Source organism: Stieleria tagensis (assembly GCF_024129865.1).
Classification (GTDB): Bacteria; Planctomycetota; Planctomycetia; order Pirellulales; family Pirellulaceae; genus Stieleria; species Stieleria tagensis.
In genome coordinates, this window is record NZ_JAMYFE010000105.1 from 16,281 (window position 1) to 37,972 (window position 21,692).

Below are 21,692 nucleotides of genomic sequence, written 5' to 3' on the forward strand. Positions count from 1 at the left end.
GAGAAGGTCTGTCGCCATCCTGAGAATAGTTCCCACCCGCCGTCGCCGAATTGGATCGAGATCGCGCACCTTGTGAAAGTTCCGTCGCGCGTAGGGCGGGGATCGTTCAAAAGATCCTCTACTGCGCCGTTTCCAACGCTCGCAGAATTGCGTCAACGTTCTTTTTGGCGTCGCCGAACAACATGAACGTGTTGTCTTTGTAGAACAACGGATTGCCCACGCCGGCGTAGCCGGTCGCCAGACCTCGTTTCATGACAACGCAGGTTTTGGCGGTCCAGACTTCGATCACAGGCATTCCAGCGATCGGACTATTGGGATCGTCCAGTGCAGCCGGATTCACGATGTCGTTGGCACCGATCACCAAGATCGCATCGGTATCCGACATGTCTTCATTGATTTCATCCATCTCCAACACGATGTCATAGGGCACGTTGGCTTCGGCCAATAACACGTTCATGTGTCCGGGAAGTCGCCCGGCAACCGGGTGGATGGCAAAGCGAACCTCTTTGTCACGTTTGAGCAACAGTTGAACAATTTCGGCCAGCGAGTGCTGTGCTTGGGCAACCGCCATCCCGTATCCGGGCACTATCACAATGCTCTGTGATTCGTTTAACAGGTCCACCGTCTCATCGACATTGAATTCTTTGACCGTGCCCTCAATCGCATCAGCCGACTGGCCACCGGTGTTCCCAAATCCTCCCAAGATCACGCTTAGAAAATTTCGGTTCATCGCCGCACACATGATGTACGACAAAATGGCTCCGGAACTGCCGACCAAAGCGCCGGTCACAATCAACAAATGATTCTTCAGCATGAACCCGGCGGCGGCCGCCGCCCATCCGGAATAAGAGTTCAGCATCGACACCACCACCGGCATATCGGCGCCTCCGATGGCCATCACGATGTGAATTCCGATCACGCCGGCGATTGCAGTCATCAGCAAAAGGGGTGTCATTGCCGCTGCCGTGTCGACGCGGCAAAACCAAATCCCCAGACCGATGCAGATCACAGCCAGCAGCAGATTGAATCCGTGCCGACCGGGTATCAACACCGCCCTGCCGCTAATCGTTTCACGAAATTTCAAGAACGCGACGATGGAACCGGTGAACGTGATGGCGCCGATAAAGACGCCAACAAAGATCTCGATCTCGTGAATCAACTGCTCGCCAGGCGGGACCGTGATGCCAGGCTCCAAATGGCTTGAAATCCCCACCAGCACCGCTGCCAAACCGACAAAACTATGGAGGATCGCGACCATTTCCGGCATCTGTTTGATCGGCACCCGGTTCGCCAGCACCGCGCCGATCAAGACCGCTGGGACAATTGCGATCGCCAACCACGTGTAACCGCCGCTCATCACGCCAAACAGGGTGGCTCCGATCGCCAACAACATGCCGATGATGCCGAGCGAATTCCCGCGCCGCGCCGTGGTCTGGTGTGACAGTCCGGCCAAACTAAAAATGAACAAGACCGCGGCAACGATGTAGGCGACCGTGGCCAGCGACTGGTTCACCGGCATCGACTGAGCCACCATCGGCGGCGCTGCGGCCGAAAACCAATCGCCGAGTGAATGAGAGAGATGTTCGTCGAGAGTGAAACTGCCCATCGCGTTTGCTGCGCCCTATTTTCGAAACATTTTCAACATGCGATGGGTCACCAGAAAGCCGCCGGCGATGTTGATCGTGGCAACGAAGATCGCCACGGCGCCCAACACCGCTGCCGCCGTACTGGTCGCGCCCACTTGTACCATACCACCAACGATGATGATGCCACTGATCGCGTTGGTGACACTCATTAAAGGCGTGTGCAGCGATGCAGACACGTTCCAAATGACTTGCCAACCGACAATGCACGCCAGCACAAACACGGTGAAATCAGTGATGAATCCCGCATTGCGTGTCATCGCCAGCCCGACCAACAGGAACGCCGCAACAACGACCAATGCGGCATCAATCCAGCCGAAGGACTTTTCGACGATCACCACCGGCGCGGGTTTGGCGGTCACCGCTGCGGGGGATGCGGCAGTCACGGAAACCGGTGGCGGTGGCCAAGTGACTTGGCCCTCGTTGACCACCGTGGCACTGCGGATGACTTCATCATCCATGTCGACACGAAAATGTTCCGCGCCGCCCATCTCCTCCATCAAGTGAAACAGGTTGGTGCCGTACAACTGGCTGGACGTGTGGGCCAAGCGACTGGGCAAATCACAGTAACCGACGATGTTGACGCCAGCGTGTTTGGTCACCTCATTGGGAATCGTCATCTCACAATTGCCGCCTTGCTCGGCCGCCAAGTCGACGATGACACTGCCCGGCCGCATCGATTCGACCATCTCCCGTGTGATCAACTTGGGCGCCGGCCTGCCGGGGATCAGCGCCGTTGTGATGATGATGTCGACTTGCTGGGCCTGGGCGGCAAACAATGCCATTTCGGCGTCGATGAATTCTTTGCTCATCGTTTTGGCATAGCCGCCCGATGTGCCGCCGGATTCATCGGATTCGAATTCCAGCATCAGAAAGTCCGCCCCCATGCTTTTCACTTGGTCGGCCACCTCGGGACGCACATCAAAGGCGCGCACGATGGCCCCCAATCCGCGGGCGGTCCCGATCGCGGACAACCCGGCCACTCCCGCCCCAATCACCATCACCTTTGCCGGCGGGACTTTCCCAGCCGCTGTGATCTGACCGGTAAAAAATCGACCAAACAATCCGGCGGCTTCGACCACCGCGCGATAGCCGGCAATGTTCGCCATCGAACTGAGCGCATCGAGTTTTTGCGCGCGGCTGATTCGCGGCACCGCTTCGATTGCCAAAGCCGTCGCACCGCGGTCGGCAATTTTTTGCAACAGATCCGGGTTCTGTGCCGGCGCCAAAAAACCGACCAACGTTTGCCCGGAACGTAAACGTTGAATCTCGTGGTCTTGGGGTGGGCGAACCTTTAGCAACACATCAGACTCGCTCCAGATTGTTGACGTGTCATCAACCACTCGACAACCGACGGCACGGTAGTTTTCATCCGGAAAACTAGCCGCAGCCCCGGCCTGGGATTCGATCAACACCTCGAACCCCAGTTTTTCAATCAACCGCCGCGCGGTTTCCGGAGTCGCAGCGACACGACATTCGCCGGGATAGATTTCTTTGGTGACGCCTAATCTCATGGTGTTGGATTGCTCGATGGGTCACTGGGTTTCGATTGACCGCCGGCAAATGGATCGTCGTCTGGTGCTGCGTTCTCGCCAGAGTCCGGTGCTGCGTCAGAACCATTGTCAGTGTCTTGGGGAGCTTCCATCCGCACCAACAAATAGTGTTCGGTCTTGGTGGTCCCAAAATGGACCAACAGCGGCACCTGGTCTTTGGTCAGATTGTAGATGCCCGTTTCAAACACCGTGTCGGATTTGTCGCCAACCGTGAACGCACAGCGTTGCGTCTTTTTATCGACCTTGCCTTGAATCAGGTAGGATTTTTTTGTTGCCAAATCGTACATCGAACCGCTAAGGATTCCCTGGCGATCGACGGCCAACTGCAGAATGCGAGTCGATTGTGGAGCATCCTTACTGGTGGACAGGGAAAACGTGCCCAACGGTAGGAACTGATCTTGATCGCTGCCGCTATCGTCAGAGCTCGCTGCGTCCGGGCTGTCGCTGGGCTGTGGGTCGACCGTTGCCAAATCAGCCGCGGACTGGGCGTATTCGGTTTGCGTACCGACGTCTTGACCGTTCACGTAGACCGAATTGTCTTGGTAGACAACGTTGCCCCCGTCGCCGTAGTCGTAGTAAATCGGTTGTGTCCAGTACGGGAACCAAGCGGTCATCCGCCCCCAGGCGACACCGGCCCACCAGTACCGCCAATCATGGCGTCGCCAGTCATTTTGGTAGTACCAGTTCGCCAAATTTGGATGGTCGCGACTCCACCAATCGCTGCCCGGCCGACGCCAGTTAAAATGGTTTTCGATATCATTTCGCATGTCCGGATGATACCGACTCCACCAATCACTCCCTGGACGCACGTTGCCGTTTAAGTTCGGATGATCCTTACTCCAGAAGTCGCTGCCGGGACGCGTCCCACCGCTGGTGCGGTCCTGAATCCGCTGGTCCAAGTTCGGATGGTCCTTGCTCCAAAAATCGTTGCCGGGCCGAGTCCCGCCGCCGCTGCGATCTTGAATCCGCTGGTCGATGTTTGGATGATCCTTGCTCCAGACATCACCGCCCACGGATCCGGACCGTGTGGCTTGATTGGCCCACTGCTTCAACTGGTCACTGCGTTCGGGATGATCATTTAACCAGCCAGCCAATTTGTCGGCACCACCGCTGCCGGGTTTGATCAACTGACTTAATTTATCTTGGACTTTGCCGCCGGCCTCTGAATTCGGCTTCGACCAAGCAGGCCGATTGCCTCCGTTGCCTGTCCCACCGGCAAGTCTGCCGGCGCCGTTGTCGCCGCGGATGCCAAGGAATTGTTGCAGCGTCCCAGCGGTTGGATGACCACCGCTAGGAAGATGCGCACTGATCGACGGAGTACCGGCATGGTTGGCCGAAAAATTGCCGATGCCTGATCCGATGCCTGCCCCTGATCCACCGGCTGGGCGTGAGGGCAATGACGAGGGGCGCAGCGTGTTAAAGTTCCCACCGGGGCGACTGGGGAAATTCGAGGACGGAACATGCATTCCACCGCCCGAGAAGCCGCCACCGGGAAACCCGCCGCCAGAGAACCCTCCACCGGAAAATCCCCCACCGCCATGGAAACCACCTCCGCCATGGAAACCACCTCCGCCGGAGAATCCGCCGCCGCCATGGAAGCCGCCACCTCCCCCATGAAAACCACCGCCACCGTGGAAACCGATCGCAGAGGCCAGGGTCGGCAACCAACACGAGAGGACAAAAACAGCACAGCAGCGACGAAATTTGGGGGACAGAATTTTGAAGGACATAGCAGGATACCTGTCGAATAATTTTGGAATTGAAACTGCAGGCAACGTCAATCGGCCTGGCGCAACAATTGCTCGGGACCGCTACTGGGAAGGGCTTGGCCGTCAACTTGCACGTTGACCGTGCGGAATGACAATTCGTGGCTCGATCGCTGTTCGACCACTTGGGTGAACGAACCGCGGCGACCGTCGGGGCGTTTGATCACCAAATGGCATTGCCAAGTCTGCTCGGCGGTTTGTTGCCAGACACCTTCGCCAAAGGTCCCATCGGATTCAAACACCCAACTGCGATAGACACCTTGTTCACCGTCCCAGCCGATCAACTGCATGCCCGACTGCAATTGCCCGGTCGCGGCCAGTGATTGCCAGTGGCGAATCAAGAAACTACCCCCTCGGTCCCACTCGACTCGGTTGGTGACTTGGACCGTGTCGTTGGAATCGGTCCAGGTTCCAACGAACCAGTCGAATGCCTGAAGCGCGGACTGGGGCAGCTGCTGCTGGACCGGCACATCGGATTCCCGAACCTGATCAAATAGCCAACCATCACCATCACGCACCAAGATGGCGGCAAATTTTGAATACGACACCGATTGATCTGAATGTCGAATCTCGGTCGAGCATTTCGCATCGATCACATTGTTGGTGATGGCACGAATCGAATTCAACGTGACCTGTAGAACCGCTTTGCTGTCTTGTTTGAACAACGCTGTGTAGGCATCGGAAATCGCCTGTTTACCCTGCAGCGTTTCCCCAGCGGTGATTTGTTGGTGGATCGCAGTGGGTTTCCAAAACGACAGCATCGCATTGACGTCGTGATTATTGAACGCCTGCACAAATCCATCCAACGTCCGCTGCACCGACGACTGGGTCGCATCGGATTCAGGGGTTGTTGCGGGTGCTTGGGCTGACACCGTGACAGCGGAAAACAACATCAATCCGGTCAAGCATCCCCAAGACAGACAGCGAGTCCAGGCGAAGCGATGAACAAAGCACACGATAAAACTCTCCGATGAAACGTCGTTTGATTGTTGGATGCGATACGATTGGCCAAAGCGAAGGTGATTTCATCGGGTCCGGCGGTGTCACCCACGATCCTGTTGGCCGCTAGGCGGATGAACTATTCAGTCGAGAGGGAAACATTGAAGCGGTTGATTTTGCCGTTGAATGCAAACGGGCGCTGATCGTAGTAGCCGAGTGAAACGGTCGACCCGAGATCGACGCCGACATCGAATGTTTCGCTGGCTGAAAACGCAGTGGCAACCGTTCGATTTAGTGTGGCGGTGCCGACCCGTTGGTCATCGACAAACACCGTGGCCGTGCCTTCTTTTCCAGGTCCGACAATTTCGGTCACCACCTTGATCGTGTGCTTGCCCGCAGCCAAGGGTTGTTCGCTGCGAGCGGTGTATTGTTCGATGATGAACATATTGTACAGGTAATTCAGGTGCCCCTCGTTTAGATACAGCGTGATGCCGCCACCGGCCCCGCCCAATGCATACAACACGCCGTTGGCTTTGGCGGGCACGTCGATGTCGATCGTCACCACATTGCTCTGCCGCCCAATTCCGGGCGCCGTGAACTCGGGCATGCGGCGGGTGTTGGAATTGAAATCCCAGCTGCGGTAAGACGTCTGAATGCGGTCTTCGGGGTGCAAACGTAACCACAGTCCGGCACCGATCGGAAAGTCCTGGTTGTCATCGGCCAGTGCTAGGAAATCCTGTTTGAGTTCGGCAAGTTTGTCAGGGTAGTCGTCCGCCAAGTTTTTCGCTTCCGAAAAGTCTTGGTCGACGTGGTACAGTTCCCACTCGTCGGTCGCCGAATCCCATCGGGCGACCCGCGGCACCGAAGCCGGAGTGTTCCAGGGAATGAAAGGCCCAAAGGCACAGGCGATCCAGCCGTCTTTATAAATCGCGCGACTGCCGTTGTTGTCAAAGAACTGGACATCTTTTTTCGTTCCGGCATCACCGTCTGTGAACGTGTACGCCAAACTGGTGCCATCGATCTGGATTTGTTGCTGTCCGTTGACCACTTGGGGCGGTGTGATTCCCAGAATCTCGTAAAGCGTCGGCGCGATGTCGATGACATGATGGAACTGGTTGCGAATCGTTTTGTCTGGCTTGATCGTTTTCGGCCAAGAAACAACCATTGGATTTCGCGTCCCGCCAAAATGTGAGGCGACCAACTTGGTGGCCTTGAAGGGGGTGCTACCTGCCCAGGCCCAACCGGCGTGATACATGTTGTCGGTCTTGGGGGTTCCCAATGCCTCGAGGCCGCCGATTTTATCGAGTGCCGAAAGCTGTTGTTCGACCGTGTTGGGGATATTGTTCTGTGCCAGCAATTCGCTGATCGAACCCTGTTGGCCTTCGGCGCTCGAACCGTTGTCACCCCAGATGTAAAAGATCAACGTGTTCTCACGCAGTCCCCGCTGTTCCAAACCGCTAACCAAACGTCCAACTTGAGTGTCGGTGTGCTCGGTGAAGCCGGCAAAGATCTCCATCCCGCGACGTTGGAAGGCTCGCTGGTCCTCGGGGACGTCTTCCCAGGCCGCAAGCGTTTCGTCACGCGGCGTCAATTCGGTGCCCGGCGGGATGATGCCCATGTCCAGTTGCCGTTTGTGAACGCGCGTGCGATAGGCGTCCCAGCCGTCATCGAATTTGCCTTTGTACTTGTCGGCCCACTCGGGAAAGATGTGGTGGGGTCCATGCACGGCGCCAGGCGCCCAGTACATCAAGAATGGCTTGTCGGGAGCGAATGCCTGGCGATCATCCAACCAATTGAGCGCTTGGTCAACCAGGTCTTCGGTCAAATGGTAGTTCTCGTCCTGCGGGGGTTCGACCGTGTCGTAATTCTGCACCAATCGTGGCTCCCACTGCGACGTCTCGCCAGCCAAGAAGCCATAGAAGTATTCGAATCCATACCCGTTCGGCCAGCGATCTTTGGGGCCGATGGCGGTGGTTTCGGTGGCCGGCGTGTTGTGCCATTTGCCAAACGCCGACGTGTGATAGCCATACTGTTTGAGCACTTCGGCAAAGGTCGCTGCAGATTTTGGAATCACTCCAGTGTAGCCGTCAAACGCCACCGCCCGCTCGGCAATCGTGCCCGAACTGACTCGCGTGTGGTTGCGCCCGGTCAGCAGCGAGGCACGCGTCGGCGAACAAATCGCGGTCGTGTGAAAACAGTTGTAACGAAGGCCTTCATTGGCCAACTTGGTCAGCGTCGGCGTGTGAACTTCGCCGCCAAAGGTCTCGGCGACCCCAAACCCCACGTCGTCAATCAACACCACCAAAACGTTTGGCGCATCAGCAGGCAATCGCGACTGAGGCTCCGGCCACTTCATCTTTGAATCTTGCAGTCGCGGCTCGGTGATGCTTTCCATTTCCTGCTGCGGAAAGGGAAGCACCGATCCGTCATTGGCAGCCTGTTGAGCAATCGAGATCGCCGGCATCACTGCCAACAGGAAACACGCGCCAAGCTGTCGTTTTGTGCATCGCAGCGGAAAGAACCAGAACATGGCGAAATCTCAAGACGGAGTGAAGGAGAGCGGACAAGAGAATCGTAGCTTGCCTGGGTTGACTTATCAAAGACTGTAACAAGGTAACGTATCCCCGGCTTGGGCAACCGGCCTCATACGAGGCCAGCGATAGCTGGTGGGACCACCGAGGGACATGCAACCGCGTTGAATTCATTGTAGACTGCATGTCTATGAAAACGAGAGACCAGGCCCGTTGCCGCTCTGCATCGCGCGGAGCGCACGCTGCCCCACTTAATATCAAATGCTGGAGAAACATTGATGCGACCCCCGGTGTGTTCATTCGTCTTAGCCGCTTCCATCGCGTTGCTCTGGATTCCCGCTTCGTCCCTCTGTGCCCAGGATGGCAGCGAAGATCAATTGGGCAAACCGCAGCTGGAAAAATGGTCGCAGTATTACTTGCAGCGGGCGGAAGATTATTCACTGCAGCGCGCCGATGATGGAAAGCCACTGGTATTGAATCCGAAACCGTTGATGCGATGGACCAATCTGGTCGTCAGTTCCGACATCACGCACGGTGAGTGTTTTGTTTGGACCGTTGACGGTCGGCCGGAAGCCTTTGCATCGTTGTTCTCCTACAACTTTAACGGACAGCGGAGGGTCGCCCACGCATGGAACACGTTCTCGGGGCATCCGTTGATTGCGTCCTTTGCTGGTCGCTCGTTTTGGACGCCGGAGGCAGTGGCCGGCGATCAAAGATCCGATATCGCCAAATCCGGCGCCCCGGCGGAGACACGTGCCAAGCGGTTGATCCAAATGCGGCGTTTGGCGCGTCAGTTCACCGCGCGCAGCGGTGGAACCAACGGCGACAAAGAACTTGAGTTGCGACTGTTGGCAACACCGCTGTTTCGTTACCAAGGTGAGTCTGATGAATCAATCGACGGCGCGCTGTTTACCTTCGTCACTGGAACCGATCCAGAGCTATTGCTACTGATCGAAGCGCGCCAGGTCGACGCTACGTCCCAGTGGCAATTCACTGCGCTGCGGCACTCCCATTTGACACTGCGGTTGTGGCATGACGGGGAACTGGTCTGGGAAAGCCTGCGTGACAACTATCGCAACAGCGGTGTCCCCAGTGGCCAGCAACCGTATTGTTCCCAGCATGGTGTCGATCTACAGCCACTGCTGCTACCGTAAAATGAAAAAGGACCTTCCGCGCAAATGGCGCGAAAGGCCCGATGAATTTCTAACCGCAACGGAAGTTGGATGCACCCTGTGTGCGATTAGAAATTCACCCCCAAGCGAAACTTTTGAAGCCCGCGCTGTTGCGAGGGGCATTGGTTTTTAGTAACTCGAAGCGTGAGCGAGGGATCCCGTTCACACCCTAAATCCTTCGCTGACGCGTATCCGCCATGCGGTGGGGACGTAGACTATGGTTCGGCAGCGGGGGAGAGATCTGTTCGCAAGTTTACCTATCGACCGTAAAAGTGCGTCAATCGTTAGAGAGAGCCAAAATTCCGCAACCAGAAACCCTCTAAAAAGATTCAAGTTTGTGGCGGCAAATAATGCGCGGCGGTTTCGGCCAGCGCTGCCAGTTGATCGTCGCACCACTGGGAATCGGTTCCCAGTTCGGCCGCCATCAGCGCCGCGACTTTGGGGGCTGCTTCCAACGATGCCCTGGCATTTAAAAACAACGACCGAGTCCGTCTGGCCAACACATCTTCCACCGTCCGCGCCATTTCATTGCGAACGGCCCACACCACGTCCGATCCATGCACATCAAGTTGCTCGTGAATCGGAGCGGCCAACTGCGACGATTGCTGTTCCAGTTGTGCGATTTCAGATTGATCGGAACCGTAGTAGGACCTTGGCGTCGGTTGCTCTGGCGGTTCGGACCAACCATAAATTCGCAGCCCCTTTGTGCCACAGGGTTTCGCGGTCAGGCCAGCCGTTTGAATCACATTGTCCACACAATCTTCTGCCATCTTGCGAACGGTGGTCCATTTGCCACCGGTGATCGTGATCAATTTGGAATCGGAAATGCGGATGACATGGTCACGAGAAAGCGACGCGGTCCGCGCGGATCGGTCACCTTTGACCAAGGGTCGAATTCCGGTGAACACGCTTAACACATCGCTACGTTTTGGCGGGCGAGTCAGGTAATCGCCGGCGGTGTCCAACAGAAACTGAATTTCATCTTCCTGGGCCGACGGTTCAAAACTGGCGTGGGGGATGGCTGTGTCGGTGGTACCGACGACCGCATGATCGCGCCAGGGGATGATAAAGATGACTCGCCCATCGGACGTCTTGGGGACAATCATGGCCGTCTGTCCTGGAAAGAACTCTTTGGGAAACACCAAGTGAATCCCTTGGCTGGCGGCCACCATCGGTTCACAGTTCACATCGTCGAACTTGCGGACGTCGTCACAAAACGGACCTGCCGCGTTGACGACCGATTTCCCCCTGATTTGAAACACCTGGCCCGATTCATCATCGATCGCCGAGACGCCATCAACATCACCGGCATCATTTTTTGAAAGCCCCGTGACAGCCATGTAGTTCAGCAAACAGGCGCCTTGTTGGTGTGCCGTTTGCGCCATATTGATCAACAATCGCGTGTCGTCGAATTGTCCGTCATGATACAGAACCGCCCCACGCAGCCCCTCGCATTGCATTGCCGGCGCCAACGATCGAATCGTCGCGCTGCTGATCAAACGTGACCGACCAAAATTGTTTCCTGCGGCCAACAGGTCATAGCACTTCAACCCGATCCCATAGAACAACCATTGCCAAAGGTTTTCACAGGGAATGAGAAACGAGGTGTCGTGCACCAGGTGCGGCGCGTTGTTCTTCAACAGCGTGCGCTCACGCAACGCATCACGCACCAACGTGATGTTGCCTTGTTTCAGATACCGCACGCCACCATGAACCAGTTTGGTGCTGCGACTGGATGTGCCTTTGCCGAAATCGAAACGTTCCAACAGCAGCACTTGCAATCCACGGTTGGCCGCGTCCATTGCCGTGCCGACGCCGGTCGCGCCGCCGCCGATGACGATTAAATCCCAGGGCTGCGTTCGCTCGCGCAGTCGCTGTAGCGAATCATCGCGATTGAGTCTTGTCTGCATGCTGAACCTACTGCGGTTGTTCCCAAGATTTCGAACGCTCAAGCGCCTCTTTCCAGCGTCCGCGTCGCTCCTGGACTTCATCGTCCGGCATCGACGGTTCAAACACACGTTCGGTTTCCCAGATCCCCTCGATCTCATTGACGTCTTGCCAAAAACCGACGGCCAACCCGGCCAAGTAGGCTGCGCCCATCGCGGTCGTCTCGATGACTTTGGGACGCACGACTGGAATTTTCATGATGTCGGCTTGGAATTGCATCAACAAATCGTTAGCCGACGCGCCGCCATCGACACGCAGTTCTTGGATCGGAATTCCCGCGTCCTGTTTCATCGCGTCGAACACGTCGGCAACTTGAAATGCGATGCCCTCCAAGGTGGCCCGAGCGATGTGGCCTCGATTGGTACCGCGTGTCAAACCGACGATCGTGCCGCGTGCGTAGGAATCCCAATGCGGTGCGCCCAATCCCGCCAATGCGGGAACCACGTAGACGCCATCGCTATCAGGCACGCTACGGGCGAGGGCTTCGATTTCGGACGATGATTCGATGATCCCCAATCCGTCGCGCAGCCACTGGACGACCGCACCGGCGATAAACACGCTGCCCTCCAGGGCGTATTCACGGCCGACTCCGACGTTGGCTGCGACGGTGGTCAACAACTTGCTCTTGGAAACAAGTGGTTGCGTGCCGACATTCATCAACATGAAGCAACCTGTTCCATAGGTGTTTTTTGCCATCCCATTGCGGGTGCAATTTTGGCCGAACAGAGCTGATTGTTGATCGCCCGCTGCGCCGGCAATTTTGATCGGTTGGCCAAACAGTTCAGATTCGGTTTCCCCATAAACCTCGCACGAGGAAACGACTGTCGGCAAAACCGATTCAGGGATCTCGAACAGATCCAGTAGTTCGCGATCCCACTGGCACGACTCGATACTCAACAGCATCGTGCGTGACGCGTTCGTAACGTCGGTGACATGCTTGCGACCGCCGGTCAAGTTCCAGATCAGCCAACTTTCGATCGTCCCGAATGCCAATTCACCACGTTCGGCGCGAGCGCGTGCGCCCGACACGTTTTCAAGCAACCATCGCAATTTGCTGGCACAAAAATAGGAATCGATCACCAATCCGGTTTTTTGTTGCACCATCTCGGTGTGTCCGCTGCGATGCAACGAATCACAATAGTCCGCTGTGCGTCGATCCTGCCAGACGATCGCCGGCGCAATCGGCTGGCCGGTGGAACGATCCCACAGCAAGGTCGTTTCACGCTGGTTGGTGATACCGATCCCGGCGATGTCGGCGGCTGTCAAATGGCACTCGGCCAAGACTTCGCGGCCGACTTCCAATTGGGACTGCCAAATCTCGTTGGCATCGTGTTCAACCCATCCTGGTCGCGGATAGTGTTGTGTCAATTCACGTTGTGCGACGCCACAGATGACACCGGCATGGTCAACAACGATCGCGCGCGAACTGGTCGTGCCTTGATCAAATCCAAGGATATAGGTCATGGTGATGTGGGGGTTTGATTGAGGAACAGGACCAAATTTTTGGTTTGTCGCGCGGCCGCGACGATGTCGATTCTTCCGTCACCGTCGACATCACCGGCTTTGATATCTTCCACCGCAATTTCCGCACCGGAGAGTTTCGTTTCCCGCCATTGATTGGCGGCCGGATCCAGCGGAGTAAACAACCGAATGCCCGGCACGCCGGGTTCATTCATCGCCCGCCAACCGACCACGATCTGGTCTGACCCGACGCCCAGAAAATCCGCGACCGCAAGTGCATGTCCGTCTTTCAGCTGATCACTCAAAACCGTCAACTCCGTCCACAGATCGGCCTGGTTTTCGGGTTCGACGAAGACCGCACAGACTTGGCCGTGTTTCGGTTGCACGGTTGCGAGAAAGCGTTTTCCACTGGGCAATCGCCCGTCGCGGACTTCGCCGGCAAATTGATCGGTCAATTGACGTGAGATCCATCCTGACGCGGTCAAATCGAAATACCAAACGCCTTCTTTGGCGGCGACGATCAATTCTTCCTCGGGATCGTCATCCCAATTCACACGGTGGAAGTTGTGTGACAGATGCAGAGTGTCGCTGACGACTTCATAGGTCCACTCGTCTTTCAAAGGGTCGGCTGGTTTTTCATAGGCCAGAATCTTTAACCCTGGGCCGTCGCCGTCGATGCTGCCGCGTCCCCGCAGTGGTTTGACCACCAATCGAAATTGGTCGTCTTGAACGCGTACCCAATGCATCCGATGGGTGCTCGGCTCGTTGTGTAGTTTGATCGGTTTCCACAACTGCGTTCGATCCGCTGGCGGTTCCAGGTAGAACACCGCGCCGTCTTTGACACTTTCGCGGTAGTTCCATTGGCCACCAACAGCGATCTCGCACTTCCCATCGCCATCGATGTCGCGTGCGGTGATGCACACGTTGTCTCGCTCGGTTAAATCTTTGGCGATAACGTGCTTGGTCCAACTCGGGTTCTGGTACCACTGAAACGTCTTACGATCAGCCAGCACGATGTCGGTTTTGCCGTCGCCGTCCACGTCGGCCAACTGCACTCCGTAACCGATTTCGATTTGGTCGATTTGGGTTGCCTTCCATTGGAATTCAGGAACCGATTGGGCGGTGACGGGCACAGCCAAACCAAGCACCAAGGCCAACTGGCACACGGATTTCCACATTTGAGATGTCCTGTTTTCTGACAACAAGCGACGGGGACGCATTCGATCGAAAAAGTTTTTCGCGGCCAGTATGATAACACTCCCTACAACCACCATGCATGGCGAGTGGACCTGCGACTGTTGTTATCATGTCCGCTTGACTTCCCCCCGACCGCTTGATCGATCCCCGCACCCCTCCTGCCCAGGCCAATCTCTGATGAATCTTTGCTGCATCACCGTTCCGATTCGCGCCATGTTTTTTTTGCTGTTGCTGATGCTCGTCAGCGGCATCGACCGCACATCAAGTTGCTGGGCGGCGGATCGCCCCAACGTTTTGTTTCTGATTTGCGATGATTTAAACTGCGACATCGGCTGTTACGGTCACGCTCAAGTCAAAACACCCAACATCGATGCGTTGGCCAATCGTGGCGTGCGATTCGCCAATGCGCATTGCCAATATCCGCTGTGCGGCCCCAGTCGTGCCTCGTTTATGGCCGGTTGGTATCCCGACCAAACGTTGATTCATCGCAACGCGATCCACATCCGCGAGCGGGCACCGAACGTCGTCACGATGTCACAGCATTTTCGTGCCGCAGACTACTTTGCCACACGGATTGGCAAGATTTATCACTACAACGTGCCGTTACATATTGGCACCGGTGGTCACGATGATCCGTATTCCTGGAACAAAACGATCAATCCTCGTGGGCGTGACGTGATTGATCAAGACCAGGTGATCACGCTGCGACCGGGACAGTACGGGGGAACACTCAGTTGGTTGGCGGCCGAGGGAACCGATGCCGAACAAACCGATGGCATTGCAGCGGCGGAGACGGTCGCGCAATTGAAACATCATGCGGACAACGACGAGAATTTTTTTTTGGCGGTCGGACTCTATCGGCCTCACACGCCCTATGTCGCGCCAAAGAAATATTTTGACATGTATCCCTTGGATCAGATCAACGTGCCGACGGTCCCCAAGGATTACCCGCAGTCGCTGCCGGCGCCGGCAGCGAAATCCATTTCGCGAAAAAAGGAGCAATTGAATCTGGATCCGGAAGTGGCCAAGCAAGCGATTCAAGCTTACTACGCATCAATCTCTTTTGCCGATGCGCAGCTGGGACTGATTTTGGATGCACTGCAGGAAACGGGTTTGGACAAAAACACGATCGTCTTGTTCACCTCGGACCACGGCTACCACATGGGCGAACACGGGCACTATCAAAAAACGACGCTGTTCGAAAATGCCACGCATGTTCCGTTGGTGATCGCCGGCCCAGGCGTCCAAGCGGGGCAGGTCGCCGAAACCATGGCCGAGATGGTTGATTTCTATCCGACCCTGTCCGAATTGGCTGGGCTGCCAAAACCCGCCGCCACCTCAGGCATCAGTTTGGTGCCAGCACTTCAGGACAGCAGCAACGTGGTCCGAGAGTCCGCGCTGACCCAATTCGAAAATGGCTACTCGCTGCGGACCGCCGACTTTCGTTTCACCCAATGGGGAAAGGACGGCAGCGACGGCGCCGAACTGTACGACCATCGCCAGGATCCGGCGGAGATGAACAATCTGGCGGGAGACCCAGCTTATGCCGCGACCCAGCAGCAACTGGAAAAGCAGTTGCGGATGAGAATCAGTCAGGCGGGCGAGAGCCCTGCTGGCAACCGCCGAACGACCCAAGAAATCGATCGCCAAGTCCAATCGAAACGTTAGTCCACAGCGTTTCCCTCGCCACGGAGTCACCGTCTCGTGCCGAAGAAACCTGGTTGGGGAGCACCGGCGTCCCACGGAACAACCGATGCAACCTGTTTCCACAGAATGACTTAGCGCAATGAAAGCAGGTCGCCGGGGAAGTTAAAGCGTGGACGGGAAACAGCATGGCTGCGGCCGCGCGGACGGATAACCAACAAGCCGGCCCGACTGGGTGCCGATTTAGTTCATTTGGGGCGTCGTAATGGGAGCCCCAATCAGACTATCCTGGTGGGCGGCGTTACGATCGCTTTAGCCGTTAACTTCGGATCCGAGTCGTCCCGGTTTGCCCAATCCCGGCAACTGGATTGGACCACGGTGCTGACTGGTTCCGACGATACCGATGGTCGACCGATCTTTCATCGTCGATTTATCCCACGGAGTGGGAATCATTGTCCGCAGGATGCATGGACCAATTGGCAACATGTTCTTTCGCGCTGGTTCGCTTCGTGGATTTCAAGCAATTTTTCGGCAACGCCGTCCCGCCGACTGACCACTACGTCTCGATTCTTGAACACTGGGTTCAACATCGACCTGACGAAGTGGCCTTTCGCTTCACCGATGTCGAGACTCTCGATATCGCTTTGACCTACAAACAGTTGTGGGAGGAAGTGCGTGGACTGGCCGGTTACTTGCAAGGCAAGTGTCGAATTCGGCCTGGCGACCGCGTGCTGCTGTTGTATCCCCCCGGGCTGGATTTCATCGTCGGCTTTTTCGCCTGCCATGCAGCCGGCGCGATTGCTGTGCCGGCGTTTCCACCGCGCTCCAATCGCAAGGCGTCGCGAATTCGCTCGATTGTGGTCGACGCGGATGCGAAATGGGCGTTGACCACCAGTGTGATTGCAGACCGTTTGACCGGTCAGACCTGGCACGAAGATCTTGTGGGTGTCCAAATCCTGGGCACCGATGATCCGGTCTGCCGCGACATTGATCGCTACCGCATGCCGGCGATCGATGGCAACACGCTGGGAGTTCTGCAATACACCTCCGGTTCGACCGGTTCACCCAAGGGAGTTGTGTTGACGCAGCGCAATTTGGTGGCCAATGCCGAATTGATCTGGCACGCGTTCGAACCGCAGCGAGAAACGGTCGGATTGTCGTGGTTGCCGACCTATCACGACATGGGTTTGGTCGGCGGAATCCTGATGCCGATGTTCTTGGGCTGTACCAATGTGCTGATGAGCCCGATGACGTTTTTGCAGCGTCCCGTGCGGTGGTTGCGGGCGATTACCAAATACGGCGTGACGGTGACCGGTGGTCCCAATTTTTCGTATCAATTGTGCGTCGACAAAATCGGCGAACGTGAGATGCAAGGGTTGGATTTAAAAACCCTGGACATTGCATTTAATGGTGCGGAACCGATTCGCCCTAAAACGTTGGAAGCGTTCTCGCAGAAATTTGCTCCTTACGGTTTTCGCTCGTCGGCCAGTCTGCCTTGCTATGGCATGGCGGAAACGACGCTGATTGTGACCGGTGGTCCGAAAGACCCGCGCCCGGTGATGCGTTCGTTTGATCGATTCGAGCTGGACAAAAAGACCGTTGTCGCGGTCGATCATCAGGACGACAAGGCGCGAAAATTGGTCGGCTGTGGGCGTGTGCTGCCAAATGAAACGGTGTTGATCGTCGACCCCGATAGCTGCGAGATCTTGCCCGATGATTCGATCGGCGAAATCTGGGTCGATAGCCCCTCGGTCGGCGCTGGATACTATCAACGAAAAGAAGCCACCGAGCGGACGTTTCAAGCGGTCACCCACTGCGGCCGTGGCCCGTTCTTGCGAACCGGCGACCTGGGATTCATGTACGACGAACAGCTGTACGTGTCGGGTCGGCTGAAGGACATGATCATCGTCCGCGGTGTCAATCGCTATCCACAAGACATCGAAGAAACGGTCGAACGCGTCTGTTCGATTGTCCAGGCCGGTGCGGTCGGTGCTTTTGCGATGGAACATGATGGTCGCGAACAACTTGCCATCGTTGCCGAAACGGTCCGCGTCCGCGACGTCGATTGGGATTCTCAAATCCAAGCGATTCGCCGTGCGGTGACCGCCGAGCACGACTTGCCACCCGACGCGGTGTACCTGGTTCGCAACAGCAGTGTCCCTAAAACCAGTAGCGGCAAGATCCAACGACATGCCTGTTTGCATGCCGTCCGCGACAATGAACTGAAGTTGATCGCCAAATGGGTTCGCTGGGAAGAAGTTGCCGGCGGCAATGGACTGACCATTGGCGAATCAATGCCGATGATGCAAGCCGCATCGGCCGGCGGACGTGGCGAAGTCATTGACGAATCCGAAGTCAACTCGTTGGTGGTCGCGGCCATCCAGCATCACGTCCGTGCGGTCGCCGGTGAACGGGCACAAAAACTGACGCTCGATACCAACATCGTGCTGGACCTGGGGCTGGACAGTCTGGAACGCTTGGAAATCGCGCGCAATTTGGAACGCACGTTTGGCGGTCGATTCCCCGAACAGGTGCTCGACGAAATCGAAACCATCGGCCAAACGGCGTTGGCGGTGACTCGCTATTTACCGCCGGGTGCCGACGCCCGTGCCGAAGCCATGTTGGCCGGCAGCGCAGACCTGCCGCCACAAACGGTGATGGTTTCACCTGCCTCACAACCCGTCGTGGCGCCCGCCAGTGTGACGCCGGAAAACAGTGTTCAACAATTCGCCGAATATCGTCGACTGAAGGCGACGATGGAACAGATGCGGATGACCGGCGTGCCGAACCCCTACTTCACGGTGCACGACGGCATCGTTGCCGACACCACCGTGATCGGCGGCCAAGAATTGATCAGTTTTGCCAGTTACAACTACTTGGGTTTAAGCGGTCACCCGGCGGTTTCGGATGCCGCAGCGGCGGCCGTAAAAAAATACGGCACCAGCGTCTCGGCCAGCCGTCTGGTGTCGGGTGAAAAACCGATCCATGGCGAGCTCGAAAAGAAGCTCGCTGACTGGATTGGTGTCGACGATTCGATCTTGATGGTCGGCGGTCACGCAACCAACGAAACCACCATTGGGCATCTGGTCGGCGAAGGCGATTTGATCCTGCACGACGCGCTGTCACACAACAGCATCGTTCAAGGCGCACTGTTATCCGGCGCACGCCGGCGACCGTTTCCACACAATGATTACGCCGCACTGGACCGCACCCTCAGCGAGCTTCGTTCGCAATACCGTCGTGTGCTGATCATCATCGAAGGCGTCTACAGCATGGACGGCGATTACAGCAATCTGCCCGAGTTCGTGGCGGTCAAGGATCGTCACCAAGCGATGTTGATGGTCGACGAAGCCCATAGTTTTGGCACCATGGGCGAAACCGGACGTGGGATGGCCGAACACTATGACATCGACGCGCGGCAAGTCGACATCTGGATGGGCACGCTGTCCAAATCAGCGGCCTCCTGCGGCGGATACATCGCCGGCAGCCACGCCCTGATCGAACTGTTGCGTTACACCGCACCCGGTTTTGTGTTCAGTGTCGGGATGCCCCCGGCCCAAGTTGCCGCGGCGCTGGCTGCGATTGAAACCCTGGAACAAGAACCGCATCGCGTGCAACAATTGCGCGACAATAGCGAGTTGTTTCTGAAACTGTGTCGCGATGCCGGATTGGATACCGGAGCAAGTGATGGCACGCCAGTGGTCCCCGTGATCACCGGCAACTCGATGGTCGCGCTGCGATTGTCCAATCGGTTGAAGACCGATGGCATCAACGTGCAGCCGATCCTGTATCCCGCGGTCGACGAAACAGCGGCCCGGTTGCGGTTCTTTATCACCAGCGAGCACAGCGCCAAACAAATCCAGTTTGCCGCTCAACGAACGGCGCATCACATGTCCGAACTGGGATTCGCAGCCACCACGCCGGCGTAACTTCGGGGAACGATTCCGCCACGTGTTACACCAACGTGAATTCCTTCGCACTCGATCTCTGTCCCCGTCGGCTGCCACTCAGAATCCGAAGGACGCATTGACTTGAGCTGTCCCGACTGCGCGAAGCTCGGCGAAGGGCTCAAATCGTAGACGGCCAGATTACGTTTCAAAGGTGAAATTCAAATGGTCCTTCGAGATGGCCATTATCAAGATCCGGACGTAAGTGAGACCGTGATTTGGCTCAGATGATTCGAATGCCCGTTTCACCTTAGCCCCTCGGGACAGGATTTTCTGGGAGGATTTTCTGGGGACAGAGCCAATTTGCCCGCGAGCCACCAAACGCCACCCGCACTTGAGGTCTGTCCCCGGTGCTCCTTCGTTGGATCAATCCTCCACACCAGCAATTCCCCGTCGCTGGACCGGCCACGGTTCAGATCTCCCACCTTCCCGGGGACAGACCCCGGATCCTCAACCGATTGCCCCATTCGGGTTGGATTCGGGGTCTGTCCCCCAGCGGTTGATTTCCCAGGCTGGACTGAACCCTGGCGGGATCAGCTACGTTTCAATTCCCCCGTAGCTGGACCGGCCACGGTTCAGATTCCCCCGCCTCCCCCGGGGACAGACCCCGGATCCTCGACCGATTTTCTTACCACCAAGTTTTCGTACTGTGCCGCCTCGCCGTCTGGCTGATGGGATTCCGACGGGGCTTGAACATCAACCGTCGAATACTTGATAATCCAGCGGGCTGAGTGCCGCTGATTAATTTCTTGCCTTCCCCTGCGACAAATGGATTGACTCATGGCTAAATCTGAACAGCAACGTCAAAAGAAACTTGCTCGCAAGAAAAGTAAGGAGCTTGCCAAACGCAAGCAGTTGGCCGCAGAGAAGAATGCGATGTGTTCGTTGAGTGGACAGATCGCTAGTGCGCTCCAGCATCCAATCGATAAGTGTTACGTCCATGGCAATCTGTTCGAATCCAATACCGGCAGTGGCATCGGGACAATTCTACTCAGCCGTCGCATCAAAGATGGCCGGGTTGTTTTTGCCTGCTTCTTAGTCGACCGAGACGGCCTGGGGGTCAAAGACGCGTTTGTCAGGCTGATCAACCTGAGCGAGTTCTCGGAGCATATCCAGAGGCTTTCCCGGGATTCGGTTGTGCAGCCCTGTGACCCCGCGCGTGCCAAAAAATTGGTCACGGCGGCGGTAGATTGGGCGGCTGGCTTTGGACTCGAACCGATGGGTGACTACCATCGTGCCGAAGCGATCTGGTCGGACGTGGACGAGACTCAGTGCAAAGAGAGTTTTGAATTTGGCGACAATGGCAAACCGGTGTTGATTCCGGGGCCTCACGATAGTCCCGAGTTTCTGCAAAGTGTCATGGCCAAGATCGCTCAGCATCGTGGCGACCAGCAAACTGAGCGACAGTTGACTGACGCGAGTTGATTTTTCGAAGACCCTTCTGGCGACGGACCCCAGATTCACGCCGCCGTAGCTGGACCGGCCACGGTTCAGATTCCCCGCCTTTCCAGGCCGACTGAACCCTGGCGGGATCAGCTACGTTTCTCACCCCCGTAGCTGGACCGGCCACGGTTCAGATTCCCCGCCGTCCCAGGCCGACTGAACCCTGGCGGGATCAGCTACGTTTCATTTCCCCCGTAGCTGGACCGGCCACGGTTCAGATTCCCCCGCCGTCCCAGCCTGACTGAACCCTGGCGGGATCAGCTACGTTTTGGGTACAGGAGTCCGGGGTCTGTCCCCATGCCGACCGTCCCCACGAACACTGCCGTGACCAACGTGGCCGAAGATCAGCGTCTCGTTGACCGTACCGCCGCCCGCGTCGGTGCCATGGGTCCGCTGCGCAATCTCGTCATCACCAAACGTGTAATCGACAATCAGCGTGTTGTTGTTCT

12 protein-coding genes are annotated in these 21,692 nt (G+C 56.8%); 4 read left to right on the forward strand and 8 right to left on the reverse strand.

Annotation, left to right across the window (positions count from 1 at the left end; genetic code table 11):
* Nucleotides 1–118: 118 nt before the first annotated feature.
* The 5 genes from NHH03_RS22885 to NHH03_RS22905 all read right to left on the reverse strand — a co-directional run bounded on the left by NHH03_RS22885 (nucleotide 119) and on the right by NHH03_RS22905 (nucleotide 8,431).
* Nucleotides 119–1,606 (reverse strand): NAD(P)(+) transhydrogenase (Re/Si-specific) subunit beta, encoded by a 1,488-nt coding sequence (locus NHH03_RS22885; protein ID WP_253160045.1) that lies wholly within the window; start codon nucleotides 1,604–1,606, stop codon nucleotides 119–121.
* 15 nt (nucleotides 1,607–1,621) lie between these two features.
* On the reverse strand, nucleotides 1,622–3,157 hold the full coding sequence (locus NHH03_RS22890) for a Re/Si-specific NAD(P)(+) transhydrogenase subunit alpha (RefSeq protein ID WP_253160047.1): 1,536 nt from the start codon (nucleotides 3,155–3,157) through the stop codon (nucleotides 1,622–1,624).
* Nucleotides 3,154–4,926 (reverse strand): hypothetical protein, encoded by a 1,773-nt coding sequence (locus tag NHH03_RS22895; protein ID WP_253160101.1) that lies wholly within the window; start codon nucleotides 4,924–4,926, stop codon nucleotides 3,154–3,156. Before NHH03_RS22895 ends, NHH03_RS22890 begins: the two co-directional genes overlap by 4 nt.
* Nucleotides 4,927–4,973: 47 nt before the next feature.
* A complete protein-coding gene (locus NHH03_RS22900; protein ID WP_253160049.1) occupies nucleotides 4,974–5,855 on the reverse strand; it encodes a nuclear transport factor 2 family protein in 882 nt (293 codons plus the stop codon).
* Nucleotides 5,856–6,040: 185 nt separating this feature from the next.
* The gene (locus tag NHH03_RS22905; RefSeq protein WP_253160051.1) at nucleotides 6,041–8,431 is read right to left on the reverse strand and encodes an arylsulfatase; all 2,391 of its coding nucleotides are present in this window, start codon (nucleotides 8,429–8,431) and stop codon (nucleotides 6,041–6,043) included.
* 291 nt (nucleotides 8,432–8,722) lie between these two features.
* Between NHH03_RS22905 and NHH03_RS22910 the strand changes: the two genes are divergently transcribed.
* On the forward strand, nucleotides 8,723–9,586 hold the full coding sequence (locus NHH03_RS22910; protein ID WP_253160053.1) for a hypothetical protein: 864 nt from the start codon (nucleotides 8,723–8,725) through the stop codon (nucleotides 9,584–9,586).
* Nucleotides 9,587–9,933: 347 nt separating this feature from the next.
* On the opposite strand, the gene NHH03_RS22915 is transcribed toward NHH03_RS22910, so the two are convergent.
* The 3 genes from NHH03_RS22915 to NHH03_RS22925 are packed head-to-tail and all read right to left on the reverse strand — an operon-like array spanning nucleotide 9,934 to nucleotide 14,190.
* Nucleotides 9,934–11,514, reverse strand: a complete 1,581-nt coding sequence (locus tag NHH03_RS22915) for a glycerol-3-phosphate dehydrogenase/oxidase (protein ID WP_253160055.1) — start codon at nucleotides 11,512–11,514, stop codon at nucleotides 9,934–9,936.
* A gap of 7 nt (nucleotides 11,515–11,521) precedes the next feature.
* Nucleotides 11,522–13,015: a glycerol kinase GlpK gene (gene glpK / locus NHH03_RS22920; RefSeq protein WP_253160057.1), complete on the reverse strand. Its 1,494-nt coding sequence runs from the start codon at nucleotides 13,013–13,015 to the stop codon at nucleotides 11,522–11,524.
* The gene (locus tag NHH03_RS22925; RefSeq protein ID WP_253160059.1) at nucleotides 13,012–14,190 is read right to left on the reverse strand and encodes an FG-GAP repeat domain-containing protein; all 1,179 of its coding nucleotides are present in this window, start codon (nucleotides 14,188–14,190) and stop codon (nucleotides 13,012–13,014) included. The genes glpK and NHH03_RS22925 overlap by 4 nt, the downstream gene beginning before the upstream one ends.
* A 232-nt stretch (nucleotides 14,191–14,422) precedes the next feature.
* Here NHH03_RS22925 and NHH03_RS22930 point away from each other — a divergent pair, with 232 nt between their 5' ends.
* From NHH03_RS22930 to NHH03_RS22940, 3 genes are all read left to right on the forward strand, one after another.
* Nucleotides 14,423–15,877: a sulfatase gene (locus NHH03_RS22930; RefSeq protein WP_253160062.1), complete on the forward strand. Its 1,455-nt coding sequence runs from the start codon at nucleotides 14,423–14,425 to the stop codon at nucleotides 15,875–15,877.
* A gap of 443 nt (nucleotides 15,878–16,320) precedes the next feature.
* Nucleotides 16,321–19,782, forward strand: a complete 3,462-nt coding sequence (locus tag NHH03_RS22935; protein ID WP_390895615.1) for an aminotransferase class I/II-fold pyridoxal phosphate-dependent enzyme — start codon at nucleotides 16,321–16,323, stop codon at nucleotides 19,780–19,782.
* A 798-nt stretch (nucleotides 19,783–20,580) separates the two neighbouring features.
* Nucleotides 20,581–21,225, forward strand: coding sequence for a hypothetical protein (locus NHH03_RS22940; protein ID WP_253160066.1), 645 nt, complete (start codon nucleotides 20,581–20,583; stop codon nucleotides 21,223–21,225).
* The last annotated feature ends 467 nt before the right edge of the window (nucleotides 21,226–21,692 follow it).